15 protein-coding genes are annotated in these 13,243 nt (G+C 68.8%); 5 read left to right on the forward strand and 10 right to left on the reverse strand.

Annotated elements, in window-relative coordinates; translation table 11 throughout:
* Positions 1-59 precede the first annotated feature (59 nt).
* The gene (locus NOW55_RS07285; protein WP_256399445.1) at positions 60-407 is read left to right on the forward strand and encodes a rhodanese-like domain-containing protein; all 348 of its coding nucleotides are present in this window, start codon (positions 60-62) and stop codon (positions 405-407) included.
* Between the two features lie 50 nt (positions 408-457).
* On the opposite strand, the gene yciH is transcribed toward NOW55_RS07285, so the two are convergent.
* The 5 genes from yciH to NOW55_RS07310 all read right to left on the reverse strand — a co-directional run bounded on the left by yciH (position 458) and on the right by NOW55_RS07310 (position 5,583).
* Positions 458-751, reverse strand: coding sequence for a stress response translation initiation inhibitor YciH (yciH, locus tag NOW55_RS07290; protein ID WP_089733931.1), 294 nt, complete (start codon positions 749-751; stop codon positions 458-460).
* 93 nt (positions 752-844) lie between these two features.
* Positions 845-3,124 (reverse strand): transglutaminase TgpA family protein, encoded by a 2,280-nt coding sequence (locus NOW55_RS07295; RefSeq protein WP_256399446.1) that lies wholly within the window; start codon positions 3,122-3,124, stop codon positions 845-847.
* Positions 3,121-4,128: a DUF58 domain-containing protein gene (locus NOW55_RS07300; RefSeq protein WP_256399447.1), complete on the reverse strand. Its 1,008-nt coding sequence runs from the start codon at positions 4,126-4,128 to the stop codon at positions 3,121-3,123. The genes NOW55_RS07295 and NOW55_RS07300 overlap by 4 nt, the downstream gene beginning before the upstream one ends.
* Positions 4,125-5,117, reverse strand: a complete 993-nt coding sequence (locus NOW55_RS07305; protein WP_256399448.1) for an AAA family ATPase — start codon at positions 5,115-5,117, stop codon at positions 4,125-4,127. The genes NOW55_RS07300 and NOW55_RS07305 overlap by 4 nt, the downstream gene beginning before the upstream one ends.
* A gap of 202 nt (positions 5,118-5,319) precedes the next feature.
* The gene (locus tag NOW55_RS07310) at positions 5,320-5,583 is read right to left on the reverse strand and encodes a DUF7573 domain-containing protein (protein WP_256399449.1); all 264 of its coding nucleotides are present in this window, start codon (positions 5,581-5,583) and stop codon (positions 5,320-5,322) included.
* A 72-nt stretch (positions 5,584-5,655) separates the two neighbouring features.
* Here NOW55_RS07310 and NOW55_RS07315 point away from each other — a divergent pair, with 72 nt between their 5' ends.
* The gene (locus NOW55_RS07315; RefSeq protein WP_256399450.1) at positions 5,656-5,889 is read left to right on the forward strand and encodes a DUF8024 family protein; all 234 of its coding nucleotides are present in this window, start codon (positions 5,656-5,658) and stop codon (positions 5,887-5,889) included.
* On the opposite strand, the gene NOW55_RS07320 is transcribed toward NOW55_RS07315, so the two are convergent.
* A complete protein-coding gene (locus NOW55_RS07320; RefSeq protein WP_256399451.1) occupies positions 5,840-6,829 on the reverse strand; it encodes a 5,10-methylenetetrahydromethanopterin reductase in 990 nt (329 codons plus the stop codon). The two genes, NOW55_RS07315 and NOW55_RS07320, sit on opposite strands and share 50 nt — an antisense overlap.
* Entirely contained in the window at positions 6,822-7,583 is a 762-nt protein-coding gene (locus NOW55_RS07325) for a coenzyme F420-0:L-glutamate ligase (protein WP_256399452.1), read from the reverse strand. Before NOW55_RS07325 ends, NOW55_RS07320 begins: the two co-directional genes overlap by 8 nt.
* 129 nt (positions 7,584-7,712) lie before the next feature.
* Between NOW55_RS07325 and NOW55_RS07330 the strand changes: the two genes are divergently transcribed.
* Positions 7,713-8,972: an eIF2B alpha/beta/delta subunit family protein gene (locus tag NOW55_RS07330; RefSeq protein WP_256399453.1), complete on the forward strand. Its 1,260-nt coding sequence runs from the start codon at positions 7,713-7,715 to the stop codon at positions 8,970-8,972.
* A 229-nt stretch (positions 8,973-9,201) separates the two neighbouring features.
* Here the strand turns inward: NOW55_RS07330 and NOW55_RS07335 are convergent, their stop codons facing one another.
* The gene (locus tag NOW55_RS07335) at positions 9,202-9,648 is read right to left on the reverse strand and encodes an NUDIX domain-containing protein (RefSeq protein ID WP_256399454.1); all 447 of its coding nucleotides are present in this window, start codon (positions 9,646-9,648) and stop codon (positions 9,202-9,204) included.
* Between the two features lie 42 nt (positions 9,649-9,690).
* Complete coding sequence (gene engB / locus NOW55_RS07340; protein WP_256399455.1) at positions 9,691-10,308, reverse strand: GTP-binding protein EngB; 618 nt, start codon at positions 10,306-10,308, stop codon at positions 9,691-9,693.
* 90 nt (positions 10,309-10,398) lie between these two features.
* On the opposite strand from engB, the gene NOW55_RS07345 reads away from it, so the two are divergent.
* Both NOW55_RS07345 and NOW55_RS07350 read left to right on the forward strand, forming a co-directional pair.
* Complete coding sequence (locus NOW55_RS07345; protein WP_256399456.1) at positions 10,399-10,671, forward strand: hypothetical protein; 273 nt, start codon at positions 10,399-10,401, stop codon at positions 10,669-10,671.
* A 202-nt stretch (positions 10,672-10,873) separates the two neighbouring features.
* Positions 10,874-12,265 (forward strand): TIGR00341 family protein, encoded by a 1,392-nt coding sequence (locus NOW55_RS07350; RefSeq protein WP_256399457.1) that lies wholly within the window; start codon positions 10,874-10,876, stop codon positions 12,263-12,265.
* Here the strand turns inward: NOW55_RS07350 and NOW55_RS07355 are convergent.
* Positions 12,262-13,230 (reverse strand): NOG1 family protein, encoded by a 969-nt coding sequence (locus NOW55_RS07355; protein WP_256399458.1) that lies wholly within the window; start codon positions 13,228-13,230, stop codon positions 12,262-12,264. The genes NOW55_RS07350 and NOW55_RS07355 overlap by 4 nt on opposite strands.
* Positions 13,231-13,243 lie beyond the last annotated feature (13 nt).

Consider the following 13,243-nt stretch of genomic DNA (forward strand, 5'->3'; position numbering starts at 1 on the left):
GACTTGAACCCTCGCCGGGTCCAGCAGGCTTACCTCCGTCCGGGCGTACCTTCGTGACGATGGACGGCGAGATTCGACCAGAGGACGTGAAGGGACGACTGGACGACGGCGACGACCCGCTCGTCGTAGACATCCGGAGCGAGCTGGCGTTCGAGCGGGGGCACATCCCCGGCTCGACGAACCTGCCATTCCAGCGACTCCCGAGCGAGGTCGACCGTGTCGCGGGCCACGACCACGTCGTGACGGTGTGCCCGCACGGAAAGTCGAGCGTGCAGGCGGCCCGGCTCATCGCCTCATACGAGGGGTTCGACGGCACCGTCGAGAGCATGGCCGGCGGGCTCACCGCGTGGGAGTGGGAGCTGGAGCGCGCCGAGGCGGCCGAAGAAGCCGGTGACGCGCCGTTCTAGAGCAGTCGCTCGACGTGGGAGGCCGAGAGAAAGCGAAACCGTTGCCGTGGTCAGGCGACGTTGAATCCGCGCTCGCGGAGGAAGTCCTCGATGCGGCCCGAGTGGTTCCCCTGGAGTTCGATGTGGTTGTCCTCGACGGTACCTCCACAGGCGAACTTCGATTTGAGGTCCGACGAGAGGCTGTCGAGGTCGACGTCCTTCGCGTCGAACCCTTCGATCACCGTTACTTCCTTACCGTATCTTCGCTCGTCAATGCGGATGGTTATCTCAGTGTCGCCCTTGGCAACGTCTTCGCAGACGCAGAGTTCCTCGGGCAGTCCGCACGTCGAGCAGACTTCCGACATTACAGGTTGGACGTACGAATTCGCCATATTAAACACTATCGGGTGGGCGCGCAACAAATCGGGCGTCGCGACGGTGGGGGTGCCCCGGCCCGGTCACCCGGCGAAGCGACGGAGGATGGGCGTGTTCGAACGGACCATCGCGTCGACGAGCTCGATGGCCTCGTCGGCCTCCTCCCGGCTCACACCGGGGCCGTACACCGCTTTCTCGTGGAGTTCGACCACGCGATCGGCGCGTCTGTCGACGCCGGAGACGGACAGTCGCTGGACGTACTGCGACGGCGACTCACTCGGCTGCCGCGGGCTGTAGCGCCGTTGGAGCATCAGCTCGAGTCGCTCCACGGCGCGCTCGACGTCGGTGTCGGGCTCGCGTCTGGTCCCCTGCCAGCGCAGCTTCGCGGCGCGGTGGACCGCCCGGGTCGCGCCGGCGCGGTGCGCGCCGGCGGCGAGGCCGACCATCGCGACGAGGGCGAAGGCGGCGTAGCGCTGCTGCTCGGGGGTGAAGCCGTCCGGGCCGTCACCTCCATCGGTGTCACCGACGGTCGCTCCCGGCGTCGCGCCCGTGCCGTTGACGCCGCCACCGAGGTTGTCGGAGCCGACACCGGGGAGGTCCGGGTCGCGGAACGTCCGGTTCGGGTCGGTGCCGTTGTCGGTCAGTCGGTTGGTCGGGATCGCGGTCGTCGTCGTCAGCGGCGCGTCCTCGCTCCCGCCGACGTCGACCTGCGAATCGCCGCCCTGTCTGGCGTCCTCGATGCGTTCGACCTCGGCGTCACTCCGCGGGCCACCGGGGGTGGGGTCGAACCTGACCCACCCCACGTCCGGGAAGTACGCCTCGACCCACGCGTGGGAGTCGAGGCCGCGGACGACCCACTGGTTCTCGTCGACCTGCTGGCCGGACGTGTAGCCGACGACGTACCGGGCCGGGATGTCCTGTGCGCGGAGCATCATCGTCATCGTCGTCGCGTAGTAGACGCAGTAGCCCTGCTCCATCTCGAAGAGGAACGACTCGGCGACGTTGCCGCTCGGCCGGTCCACCTCGAGCGAGTACTCGCGGTTCTCCTCCAGCCAGTTCTCGATGGCGACGGCCGTCTCGTAGGGGTTCTCGGCACCGGCCTCGTCGACGATCTCCTGGGTTCGTGACTCGAACTGGTTCGAGAAGTCGGGCTGTTTGTCGTCGGCGAGGTACACCTGCCGTACCGCGGGCGGGTAGTCGGTGCCGGCGTTCCGGAGCGTCTGCTCCTCGGCCTCGGGCACCTCGCTGATGACGCGGTAGGTGTCGTTCGGCTGGAACGTGACCGTGGACTGGAAGCTGCCGTGGCTGGTCACCTGGGTGTACTCGCGGACCTGCCCCTCGACGCGGACGGGCTGGTTCGCCGCGGGCATCACGTTCGTCCGCGCGTGCATCCGGACGAGCTGCGAGACGGTCTCCGTCTCGCCGGGTGGTGACTCGAGCTGGCCGCTGTACGCCTGTGCCTGTCCTGTCCGGAGCCACGAGCCGCCGGTGAAGCGGTCGTAGACGCCGACGCGCCAGTACTCGGGGTCGTCCGCGGTCACGGTGAACCGGACCTCCGGGGAGAGCTCGATGGTGCCCTGGATGGTCGTCTCGCCGGGCGAGCTCGTCAGGCTCCCCTCGACGGTCGTCGGTCCGCCGTCGACCAGCCGGAGCGCCGTCCCCGTGAACGGGAGCTGGATGGCCGACCCGATGAGCATGAGCGTGAAGAGGACGACGAGCACGTCGGCCTGGAGCACCGAGCCGCCGTGGCGTTCGAGTTCGCCGAAGCCGATCATGGCGATGCCGCCGAGGGTCGCGCCGAACAGCATCCCGCGCTGGAGCCAGCCGCCGCTGAACGCCGTCGCGGCGTCGCCGGTCAGCACCAGCACGAGGAACGCCAGCCCCCCGACGACGGCCGAGAGGACGTAGCGTCGCCGGAACGCGAGATACCACGAGAAGAAGGCGGGTGCGGGTGCGAACCCGAGCACCCAGAGCTGTGCCTCCCGCAGGCGGAGGATGGTCAGGCCGGTCAGCAGCGAGATGGAGTCGGCGATGATCTTGTCCCACGCCTGGACGAGCAGCTCCAGGCCGTTCGGCGTCGAGAGGATGTACGAACCGTAGGAGACGACGAGCAGCCCCACGGTGAGCAGTGCCGCGACTCGTTCGCTGATGAGCCGAGAGAGCACCGCCGCGAGCGCGATGGAGCCGGTGACGAGCAACAGCAGCGGTATCGAACCGCCGAGCGTGATGGTGAGGTCGTACAGCACCGCGACCCAGGTCGCGGTCATCACGGCGAGGCCGCCGAGCGCACAGAGTCGGAACCAGTCGACGCCGTCGTCGACCTCGTTCTCGTTCCGGGCGCGGTAGGCGGTCGGTGTGCTCATGCCGTCACCTCGCGGCTGGAGGGGACGTCGTCGCTGACGAACTGCTCGAACGGCACCTCGTTGTCCTGCATCCGGACGCTGACCGCGGTGCCTTCGCTCGCAGTGATGCGGATGTCTGCCTCCTCGCGGTAGTGCTCGGGCACCTGTCCGGGGCCGACGGTCGCGAGCAGGCTGAGCAGGCGTTCGCGCTGGTCCGCACCGGCGGCGACCTCGAGCTCGCCGTTCGGGGTCGCGATGCCGACGGCGATACCGTTGTCGAGCAGGTACAGCGCGATGCTCGCGGCCGCCTCGGCCATGTCGTCGTCCCAGCCGTCGGCGGCCTCGGCGGCGATACGCACGTCACCGAGGTCGGTCTCGGCGAGGAACTCCTTGACGACGAGGTCGTCGGTGGGGCGCTTCGCGCTCGACTTCCAGTGCACGTCGCGCAGCGAGTCGCCGCGGTCGTACTCGCGGAGGCGGTCGAACTCCTCGCGGTTGTGGTCGAAGCCGCCTTCGGGGAGGAGGTTCAGGTCGTGTCTGGTCGACCCGGTGAGGGTGTACACGCGGGGGTAGACGAGGACGGAGTCGTACATGCTGTAGCTGTAGGTTCGTTCGGCGAGCGCGAGCACGTCGGTCACCGTGACGGTGAGCGGCCCGAGCTCGTGCTCGCCGCGGGCGAGGTACTCGACGTCGTACTCGAGGACGGTCTCGCCGACGGTCGTATCGAAGACGTTCCCCGTGGCTCCGAGGGCCGCCGGGGTCTCGTCGACGACCCGTGCCGCGACCGGTGAGGCGACGTCGAAGCGGAGCCGCACGGGTCTGCTCTCGCCGATGTGGCCGGCGTCGGGGACGACGCGCTCGACCTCGGGGCGGCCGGTGAGTACGATCTGGATGACGGCACCGAGGCAGGCGACGACGACCGGGATGACGATGGCACCGAGCTGACGCGACCCGAACTGGACGGCCATCGCTACCGTGACGACGAGGAGGACGACAGCGCCGATGCCGCGTCTGGTGAGTCTCATTCGACGGGGACGGTCTCGATGGCCTCCTCGACGACCTGGATGCCCTGGTCGCGGGGGCCGCTCGCGGCGAGTCTGATGCGGTGGCTCAGCACGCGCGGTGCCTCGGCCTGGATGTCGTCGGGGATGACGTAGCCGCGGCCGCGCAGGACCGCCCGCGCCTGCGCCGCACGGAGGAGTGCGATGGTGCCACGTGGGGAGACGCCGAGCTTCGCGTGCTCACGCGTGAACTCGGAGATGCGGGTCGCGTAGTTCCGAACCGGCTCCTTCACCGTCACCTCGGCGACGGTCCGACGGGCGCGCCGGACGGTCTCGACGTCGGTGACGGGGCCGAGCGAGTCGATGGGGTGGTCGCCGACGACGCGAGCGAGCATCTCGGACTCCTCGGCCTGCGAGGGGTAGCCGAGGTTGAGTTTCTTCATGAAGCGGTCGACCTCGGCGAGCGGGAGCTCGTAGGTACGGTTCGGCTCGACCGCGTTCTGGGTCGCGATGACGGTGAACGGCTGCGGGAGCTTCCGGGTCGTCCCGTCGACGGTGACCTGCTCCTCCTCCATCGCCTCGAGGAGCGCCGACTGGGTCTTCGGCGGCGCCCGGTTTATCTCGTCGCCGAGGACGATGTTCGCGAACACCGGGCCCCTCTGGAACTCGAACTCGCGGGTCTTCTGGTTGAACACGTTGACCCCGGTGATGTCCGAGGGGAGCAGGTCCGGCGTGAACTGGACACGCTTGAACGAACAGTCGATGGACGCCGCGATGGCGCGGGCGAGCATCGTCTTCCCGACGCCGGGGACGTCCTCGAGGAGGATGTGGCCACGGGCGAGGATCGCGGTGAAGACGTGCTCGATCTCGTCCGGGTGGCCGACGATGACGTCCTCGACGTTGGCGAGGACGTCGCGACTGACCTGTGCGGCCTCGTCCACGGGCAGTGCGTCCGTGGTGGTTTCTCGTCGACTCGGCTGGTGTGAAGCGTCTGGAGTGTTGGCGTCCGTCATGGTGGTGCTTCCGACCGCTCGTATCCGTCTGGAGGGCTACTACCTCGGTCTGGGTGAGGTAACGGGATAGTTTTTGTGTTGCCCATAGTCGCGATTTTAGTGATTCGGCCTCCGACGACCTCGTCCGGTCTGTATGTGGTTGTGTAGCATTCCCGGACTTGTAACGTTGCCGTGCTACTGTCTGGCAAAGGTTACTGGCGGGCTACCACTCCTTGCAGTCGGCACAGAGCAGGCGGCCATCGTCGGTCCACGCACGCTGGATCCGGGTGCCACAGCCTGCACACGGCCGTGGTTCCGCGCTCCAGCGCGATGTCGGCCGGACCGGGTCGGGAGCGTCCCGATCGTCGACGGTCCCGGACCCGGCTGTCGCCTCGCCGCCGCCGGTCTCCGAATCCGTGGTGCCGTCCGCTTGCTCCTCGTCGTCCCCGCCGACCCCGAACTCCGTCAGCGAGGCGTCTCGTGTCATGGCCGCTCGTACGGGCGGGACACCCTTGAGAGCAACGGACAGAACCAAGTAGTCCCGCTCGAACCCTCGCGTATGTTCAGCATCGAGACGGTCGCACTCCAGGTCGACCCGGTCGCGAACGTCGAGCAGCTCATCGAAGGCTTCGGGCAGGTCGCCGCCAACGGCGACCCGCTCTCCATCGCGCTGTTGGTCGTCGGTGCCGTGCTGACCGGCCTCGCAGTCGGTGCCTTCGGCGTGCTGGCCGCCGGTGGGCTCCTCAGCGGTCTCGCCCGCTCGCTCTCCCGAGAGCCTCCGCGAGGAGCGTAGGCGCGGCCGTCCGGTCGGGCCCCAGGGGGCTCCCGGCCACGAAGCTATCCACACAGGTCGACACTTCCTCCATCCGCTCGCCGACCTGCTCCGGCGTCCCCGCGATACAGAACGCATCGAGCATCCGCTCCGTCACCGCGTCGAACGCCGCGGTGAACGCGCCCTCGGAGAGCTGTTCACCGACCGTCGCTGCGGCCCCGTGGTCCACATCGTGTCTGTCCAGCACCGGCTCCGCGGCACCGGCCACGATGAAGGCAACGGGTGGCCGTGCAGCCGCCCGCGCCGCGGCCTCGTCCTCGGCGACGCTGACGCTCGCGAACGCCGCGAAGTCGAACTCGCCACGGGAGTCCGGCCGCTCGTCGAGCCCCTCGGCAACCCGTTCGGCCGCCCACTCGAAGTCCCGCGGATGCGACGCGTTCAGCAACACGCCGTCGGCGTGTTTCGCGGCCATCCGAATCATGTGCGGCCCCTGCGCACCGACGTACACCGGCACCTCACCCACGTCGAAGTTCAGCTCGGCGCTCCGGGCGGTGAACGTGCCGTCGTGGTCGACCTGCTCGCCGGCCCAGAGCCGCTTGGCCACCTTGAACGTCTCCAGCACGCGCCGGAGCGGCCGGTCGTGCTCGTACCCGAGGTTCGTCAGCGCCGAGCGGTCACCCGCGCCGATGCCGAACACCGCCCGCCCGCCGGTCGTCTCGTCGAGCGTTCCCACCCTCGCCGCCAGCGACACGGGGTGCGTCTCGTAGGGGTTCACCACGCCCGGCCCCACGTCGAGGTCGGTCGCCCGACCGATGCGGTCGGCGACGACGAACGGGTCCCGGTTGAAGTGATGCGAGGAGACGAAGGCGGTGTCGAAGCCCGCCTTCTCGGCGGCCTCGGCCGTCTCGACGATCTCCTCGGTGGGGTGCTCCGGCGTGAGCTCGATACCGAGTCTACGCATCGTCGAACTCCCACCCCCGCAACGCCTGTCTGACGAAGTCGCTGTCCACGTCCCGGAACACCGAGTCGTGACCGTCGTGGTCGCCGAAGGCCCAGTCCCGCACGACGACGATGGGCTTCCCGCCGTCGCCCTCGCCGGCGACGAGGTTCGCCGCACCGGCGAGCTCGTCGACGACGCACTGGACGGTGACACCGAGCTCCCGCCCGTCGCGGTCGTGCTCGCCGCGCCAGTCACGGTTCCCCGGCATCCCGTCCCAGCCGACCGCGACGGCGGCCTGCCCGTGGCGGAACGGCCGCCCGGACGTGTCGGTCACCACGACCGGGTTCCCGTGGGGCAGTCCCTCCCGGATGCGGGCCGCGCTCTCGCTCGGCCGCTCCGGCAGCAACAGCAGGTCGTGCCCCGGCACGTTCGACCGGTCGATGCCCGCGTTGACGCCGACGTGACCGAACTTCGTCTCCGTGAGCAGGAACGGGGCCTCCATCAGCAGCTCCGTCGACTCCTCCAGGACGGCCTGTGCGAACCGTGGGTCCTTCTCGTCGCCGGTGATGGACTCCAGCCGGCCCGCAATCTCGCGAGCCCGTGGGCCGTCGGGGAACTCAGCGAGGTCGGCGAACCGGCCCTCGGCCTTCGAGACGACCGTCGAGGCGACAACCACCACGTCGTCCGGACGCAGGTCGATCCGGTCCGTGATCACGGCCGCGAGGTCGTCGCCCTCGCGTATCTCCGGCACGTCCGGAACCGCCAGTAGCTCCATACCAGTCCGTTCCGGAGGCCCGGACAAAAGCGCCTCGGTGGTGGAAACTTCCACCCGTGTCGGCCGTCACCACCTCCCGAATCGAACGCGATGACAACACTCACAGCGTTGGCTTTCGTTCATCGACTCATGAGCGAGGAGGCCCACGTCGTGACGGCGTTCCTGCGGCACGACGGCGAGGTGCTGTTGCTGCGGCGGAGCGGCGCTGTCGGGACGTATCAGGGCAACTGGGGCGGCGTCTCCGGCTACGCCGAGGGCGATTCGGAGTCACAGGTCGAGACCGAGATCGACGAGGAGACGGGGATCGGCGAGGCGGAGCGGACGCTCGTCAGGGCCGGGAACCCCGTCCGCGTCGTCGACGAGGACCTCGACCGAACGTGGATTGTCCACCCGTTCCTGTTCGACGTGACTACCCGCGAGGTGACGACGAGCGAGGAGCACGACGCCTACGAGTGGGTCTCGCCGACGGCGATGTTCGACCGCGACGTGGTGCCCGAGCTGTGGGCCACCTACGAACGCGTCGCTCCCTCCGTCCGGAGCGTCACCGCCGACGACGAACACGGCGCGTCCTACCTCTCCATCCGCGCGCTCGAGGTGCTACGCGACCGAGCCGCGACGCTCGTCGCCGAGGACGAATCCGACGAGGACGCCTGGGACGAGCTCACGGACCTCGGGAGACGGCTCTGTCGCTCGCGGCCCAGTATGGCGGTCCTGCGAAATCGCGTGAACCGCGTTCTCGCCGGGCCGGAACGGACCGCCGCGTCGGTGCGCGAGACTGCGACCGACGGTATCCACCGCGCCGTCACGGCCGACACCGACGCCGCCGTCCGGGCCGGCGCGCTCGTCAGCGACCGGACGGTCCTCACGCTGTCGCGGTCAGGGACCGTCCTCCGGGCCTTCGCCGAGGGCGACCCCGAGGAGGTGTTCGTCGCCACCTCCGAGCCCGGCGGCGAGGGCGTCGCCGTCGCGGAAGCGCTCGTCGACGACGGCCCCGTCACGCTGCTGCCCGACGCCGCCGTCGCCCAGGCCATCGTCACCGGTGAGGTGGACGCGGTGCTCGTCGGTGCCGACACCATCCTCCCCGACGGCACCGTCGTCAACAAGGTCGGGACGCGCACGGCGACCATCGCCGCCGCTCACGAGGAGGTGCCCTGCTACGTCGTCGCCTCGACGGACAAGATCCACACCGAGGCCTCGGTCAACGTCGAGAGTGGCCGTCGCTCGGCGGTGTACGACGGTGACGCACCACTGACGACGTTCAACCCGCTGTTCGACGAGACCCCCGCCCATCTCGTCGACGCGTTCGTCACCGAGCGCGGCGAACTCGACCCCGACGAGGTCGACGCCGTGGCCGACGAACTGTCGGCACTCGCCGACTGGCGTGATTGACAGGCGACTCGGCGACACACGACGGCTCGTCGCACACCCGCCTCGACCGTCGTGGGCTGTAGTTCAGGTGATGTCGGTGCTGGTCGCCTTCTCGTACTTCAACCGTCGGCCGGAGTCGCAAGTGAGAAACCGTCGGTCGGCGTAGTCCCGACCGGGCGGCGGTGACGAGGGTTACCCCCACCGAGCCCCGTGTGACGAGGCACTCAACCCGAGCCGCCCCATTCTGGAACTACCACCCCAGCGACCGCCGTCGCTCGTCGGCGAGGGCGACGAACGCGGCGGTCCACTCGGGGCAGTCGGGGTGTGTCTCCACGTCCGCGGGTGCGAGCCAGTGGGTCGCGGCGACTTCTTCGGGGGCAGCGACGGTCGGCTCGCCCTCGCCGTGGCGAGCGAGGAACACGACGTTCAGGCAGTCGGTGCCGGTGTCGGTGGTGAACGCGTTGCTCTGGACGTATTCGAGGTCGCTGACGCGCACGTCGACCTCCTCGCGGACCTCGCGGCGGACGGTGTCCTCGAACGCCTCGGTGCCCTGTGCGGTGTCCTCGACCCTGCCACCGACGAGCGCGAGCTGGCCGCTCGCGTGTGCTTCGTCGGCTGCACGCTCGACGAGGAGGTACTCGCCGCCCCGGTAGATGGCTGCTTCGACGTTGACGACGTAGCGTGGACCGTCTGTCATCGTGACCGGGTTTTCGACGGAGCGAGTTAGCCCCGTCGGCCGTCAGAAGTACTGGAACAGTTCGTCGTGGTTCTGCGCGTGGAGGTGGTCGCGGAGGGCCTCGTTGAGTGCACTGATACGGCCCTGCTTCGCGGTGATGGGGGCGACGACGTCCTGCCACTGCTGCCACGGCGGGTAGAGACCCAGCCGGTCACAGAGGTCGTCGAGGCGCTCGTCGCGGTCGTCGACCTTGTCCATCTTGTTGACGGCGACGACCGTGGGGACGCCGAGTTCGCGCAGGAAGTGGAACATCTCGACGTCGTAGGGGATCTCGTCCTCGCCGGAGTGGCGGTCGATGATGTCGACGGCGCTCTTGCCGTCGACGACGAGGACCGCGGCGAGGAAGTTGTCGGCGTACTCCTCGAGGTAGGCGACGATGTCGTCCTTGATGGCCTCGCGGCGGTCGGCTTCGACGCCGGACATGAAGCCGAAGCCGGGGAGGTCCGTGACGACGAAGTCGTGGCTGGACCAGTCGTAGTGGTTCGGCTCGCGGGTGACGCCGGGTTTGCCGCCGGTGTCGAAGGAGTGGCCGGTAATCTCGCGCATCAGCGTCGACTTGCCGACGTTTGACCGCCCGACGAAGACGACCTCGTGGGCACAGTTCGGACGGTTCTCGAACATGGTCGTCCGTACCGGCCCGACGGGGAAAAGGATGTCTCGTTGGGTCCGCGTTCCCGAAGAGTGACGTGTGACGAGTTCGACAGCCGGCACATGGCCTCCGCCGTCGACCACGTCGTTGCGCTCGGTTTCGGGTTCCTCGATGGGCTCTCGTTCGCCCTGGCCTTCGCCGTGCTCACGCTGCTCTCGCTCGGAATCGTCCCGTGGTCGGTGCGGGTGGTGCTGGTCGTCGTTGGAGTCGGGTGCGTCGTCGGCGTCCCGGTCACGGTGTACAGCACACACCGGTTCCACCGGGACGGACAGGCGTTCCCGGCCGTCCGCGGGCTGTTCCGGTTCTGGAAACGTCACGTGCCGTGGTGGGTCTGAACACTCCCGGGCTTTATCACGGAGCACGCGGCCAACGACGGCGTGCCCCTCCGAGCCGCCACCGGACCCTGAGCGGGTGTGCGACGCATCGTCCGGTGGACAGTAGCGCGTCGCCTGTTCGCCACTCCACCAGTCGGGCGTTCCAGCCGCAGGCATCGCCCGACCCACGGGCTTTTTCTGCTCGTTCTGCGTCGGGAGTTACGTGCGACTCGTCCAGGTCATGATTCCGGCCGGGAAGCGCCGGGCCGTCCTCGACGCGCTCGACGACGCGGGTGTCGAGTACGCACTGACGGACGAGATGAGCGGCCAGGAGTACACCGCCGTCGTCTCGTTCCCGCTCCCGACGGAGGCGGTGGAGCCGATCCTCGAACGCCTCCGCGAAGCCGGTATCGAACGGGAGTCCTACACGGTCGTCCTCGACGCGCAGACGGTCGTCTCGAAGAAGTTCGAGCGCCTCAGCGAGGAGTACGCCGAGGACGAGGAGACGGGCGGCCGTATCTCCCGCGAGGAGCTGAAGACGGAGGCCGACCAGATGGCACCGGAGTTCTCAACCTACGTGCTGTTGACGGTCATCAGTGCCGTCATCGCGACGGCTGGCGTGCTGCTCGACTCGGCGGCCGTCGTCGTCGGGTCGATGGTCATCGCGCCGCTCATCGGACCGGCGATGGCCGCGAGCGTCGGAACCGTCCTCGACGACCGCGGCATGTTCGTTCGGGGCGCGCGCCTCCAGCTGCTCGGCGTCCTCGTCGCCATCCTCGCGGCGGCCGGGTTCGCGGTGTTGCTCAAGGAAGCTCGCCTCATCCCGCCGATGGACGTAACCACCATCGGGCAGGTCCGCGAGCGACTGCTCCCGGATTTCCTCTCGCTCGCCGTCGCAATCGGAGCTGGCGTCGCCGGTGCGACCTCGCTCCGGACGGGCGTCTCCGCGTCGCTCGTCGGCGTCATGATCGCCGTGGCGCTCATCCCGCCGACGGCCGTCATCGGCATCGGCATCGCCTACGGGCTCCCCCTCGTGGTGCTCGGCGCGAGCGTGCTGGTGCTCCTCAACGTCCTCTCCATCAACCTCGCGGGGACAGCGACGCTCTGGTACGCGGGGTACCGCCCCAGACAGTGGTTCCGGACCGACGAGGCTCGGTCGGTGACGCTCCAGCGCATCGGGGTACTCGTCGCCTCTATCGCCGTGCTCTCGGTGTTCCTCGGCGGTGTGACCTACATATCCTACACGACGGCGACCATCGAGGACGACATGGTAGCCGGCGTTCAGGACACCGTCGACGAGTACCCGGAGGCGACGCTGGTCGACATCGAACTCGTCCACGATGACAACGTCTACGAGCGGGCGTTCGACCCCCGACCGGAGCGCGTCGTCGTCACGGTGGCGCGACCGCCCGGTGAGTCGTATCCGCTACTGCCTGAACGGATCGCGAGTGTGCTTCGGAACGGCGACGGACTGGTCGTCGAGGTCCGGTACATCGACTCCGTGACGGTATCGGAGCAGGGCAGCACCGCGCAATCGGGGGCGGCTCCGGAGCCGCGCCGCTCGTCGTCGGGCGCGCCGTGGGCGCAGAACTCGGTTCTCGCGGAGCCGGCCTAGTTCGACTTCTCGAAGGGCAGTTCGAGCTCGTAGCCGATGGCCTCGACGGCGGCGTCGAGGACACCGTCGACGTTCTCGTCCTCGGTGATGCTCATGTACAGGTCGGCGTCGACGTCCCGGGAGCGGTCACTCTTGTTGCAGACGGTGAGCAGCGGGACGTCCTCGAAGTCGTCGGCGACGGCGTCGCGGAGCGCCAGCTGTGCGTCGAGCGGGTAGCCGCAGTCACCGCTGGCGTCGACCATGAACAGGAGGCAGTCGCCGAGGTGGGTCAGCGCGGAGATGGCCTGCTGTTCGATGTCGTTGCGCTCGTCGGCGGGCCGGTCGAGGAGGCCGGGCGTGTCGACGACCTGGTAGCGGACGCGGTCCCGTTCGAAGTGGCCGACGCCGATCCCCTTCGTCGTGAACGGGTAGGAGGCGGTCTCGCCGCGGGCGCGGGTGACCGTGTTGACGAACGAGGACTTGCCGACGTTCGGGTAGCCGGCGACGACGATGGTCGGCGCGTCGGGGTCGATGTCGGGCAGCGTCTTCAGCTCGTCCCGTGCTTCGCCGATGCGGAGCAGGTCGTCCTCGACCTCTTCGACCACGTCGGCGAGGCGGGCGAACGCCTGCTTGCGGAGTTTGCGGGCGGTGTCGACGTCGTTGCGCCGCATCCGGCCCTCGTACTCCGAGCGGATCTCGGCTGTCTTGCGTGACGCCCAGCTCACCTCGCTGAGCGACTGTCGCAGTTCGTCGACGTCGACGATGGCGTCGGCGAGTTCGTAGTAGAACGGGTCGACCGTGTCGAAGTCGGGCCAGGCCGTGACGACGTTCTCCATGTTGTCGGAGAGGATGTTCGACGCCGTCTGGAGCATCGAGCTCTGGGCCTCGTGGCCGGACTTGGCTCGCCCCGAGCGGGCCGCCCGCGAGAACGCCTTGTCGATGAGTTCCTCCGACCGGGGGGTCGTCGGAAGGCTCTCGAAAATCATGGTCATACGTTGT

The organism is Haloarchaeobius litoreus (assembly GCF_024495425.1).
Taxonomy (GTDB): domain Archaea; phylum Halobacteriota; class Halobacteria; order Halobacteriales; family Natrialbaceae; genus Haloarchaeobius; species Haloarchaeobius litoreus.

Excerpts from the sequence above, each read along its gene's own strand:
- NOW55_RS07300 (WP_256399447.1), bottom strand. The coding sequence starts at position 4,128 with ATGAGACTCACCAGACGCGGCATCGGCGCTGTCGTCCTCCTCGTCGTC.
- NOW55_RS07325 (WP_256399452.1), bottom strand. The coding sequence starts at position 7,583 with ATGGAGCTACTGGCGGTTCCGGACGTGCCGGAGATACGCGAGGGCGAC.
- NOW55_RS07320 (WP_256399451.1), bottom strand. The coding sequence starts at position 6,829 with ATGCGTAGACTCGGTATCGAGCTCACGCCGGAGCACCCCACCGAGGAG.
- NOW55_RS07310 (WP_256399449.1), bottom strand. The coding sequence starts at position 5,583 with ATGACACGAGACGCCTCGCTGACGGAGTTCGGGGTCGGCGGGGACGAC.
- engB (WP_256399455.1), bottom strand. The coding sequence starts at position 10,308 with ATGTTCGAGAACCGTCCGAACTGTGCCCACGAGGTCGTCTTCGTCGGG.
- NOW55_RS07305 (WP_256399448.1), bottom strand. The coding sequence starts at position 5,117 with ATGACGGACGCCAACACTCCAGACGCTTCACACCAGCCGAGTCGACGA.
- NOW55_RS07285 (WP_256399445.1), top strand. The coding sequence starts at position 60 with ATGGACGGCGAGATTCGACCAGAGGACGTGAAGGGACGACTGGACGAC.
- NOW55_RS07315 (WP_256399450.1), top strand. The coding sequence starts at position 5,656 with ATGTTCAGCATCGAGACGGTCGCACTCCAGGTCGACCCGGTCGCGAAC.
- NOW55_RS07295 (WP_256399446.1), bottom strand. The coding sequence starts at position 3,124 with ATGAGCACACCGACCGCCTACCGCGCCCGGAACGAGAACGAGGTCGAC.
- NOW55_RS07355 (WP_256399458.1), bottom strand. The coding sequence starts at position 13,230 with ATGATTTTCGAGAGCCTTCCGACGACCCCCCGGTCGGAGGAACTCATC.
- NOW55_RS07345 (WP_256399456.1), top strand. The coding sequence starts at position 10,399 with ATGGCCTCCGCCGTCGACCACGTCGTTGCGCTCGGTTTCGGGTTCCTC.
- yciH (WP_089733931.1), bottom strand. The coding sequence starts at position 751 with ATGTCGGAAGTCTGCTCGACGTGCGGACTGCCCGAGGAACTCTGCGTC.
- NOW55_RS07335 (WP_256399454.1), bottom strand. The coding sequence starts at position 9,648 with ATGACAGACGGTCCACGCTACGTCGTCAACGTCGAAGCAGCCATCTAC.
- NOW55_RS07330 (WP_256399453.1), top strand. The coding sequence starts at position 7,713 with ATGAGCGAGGAGGCCCACGTCGTGACGGCGTTCCTGCGGCACGACGGC.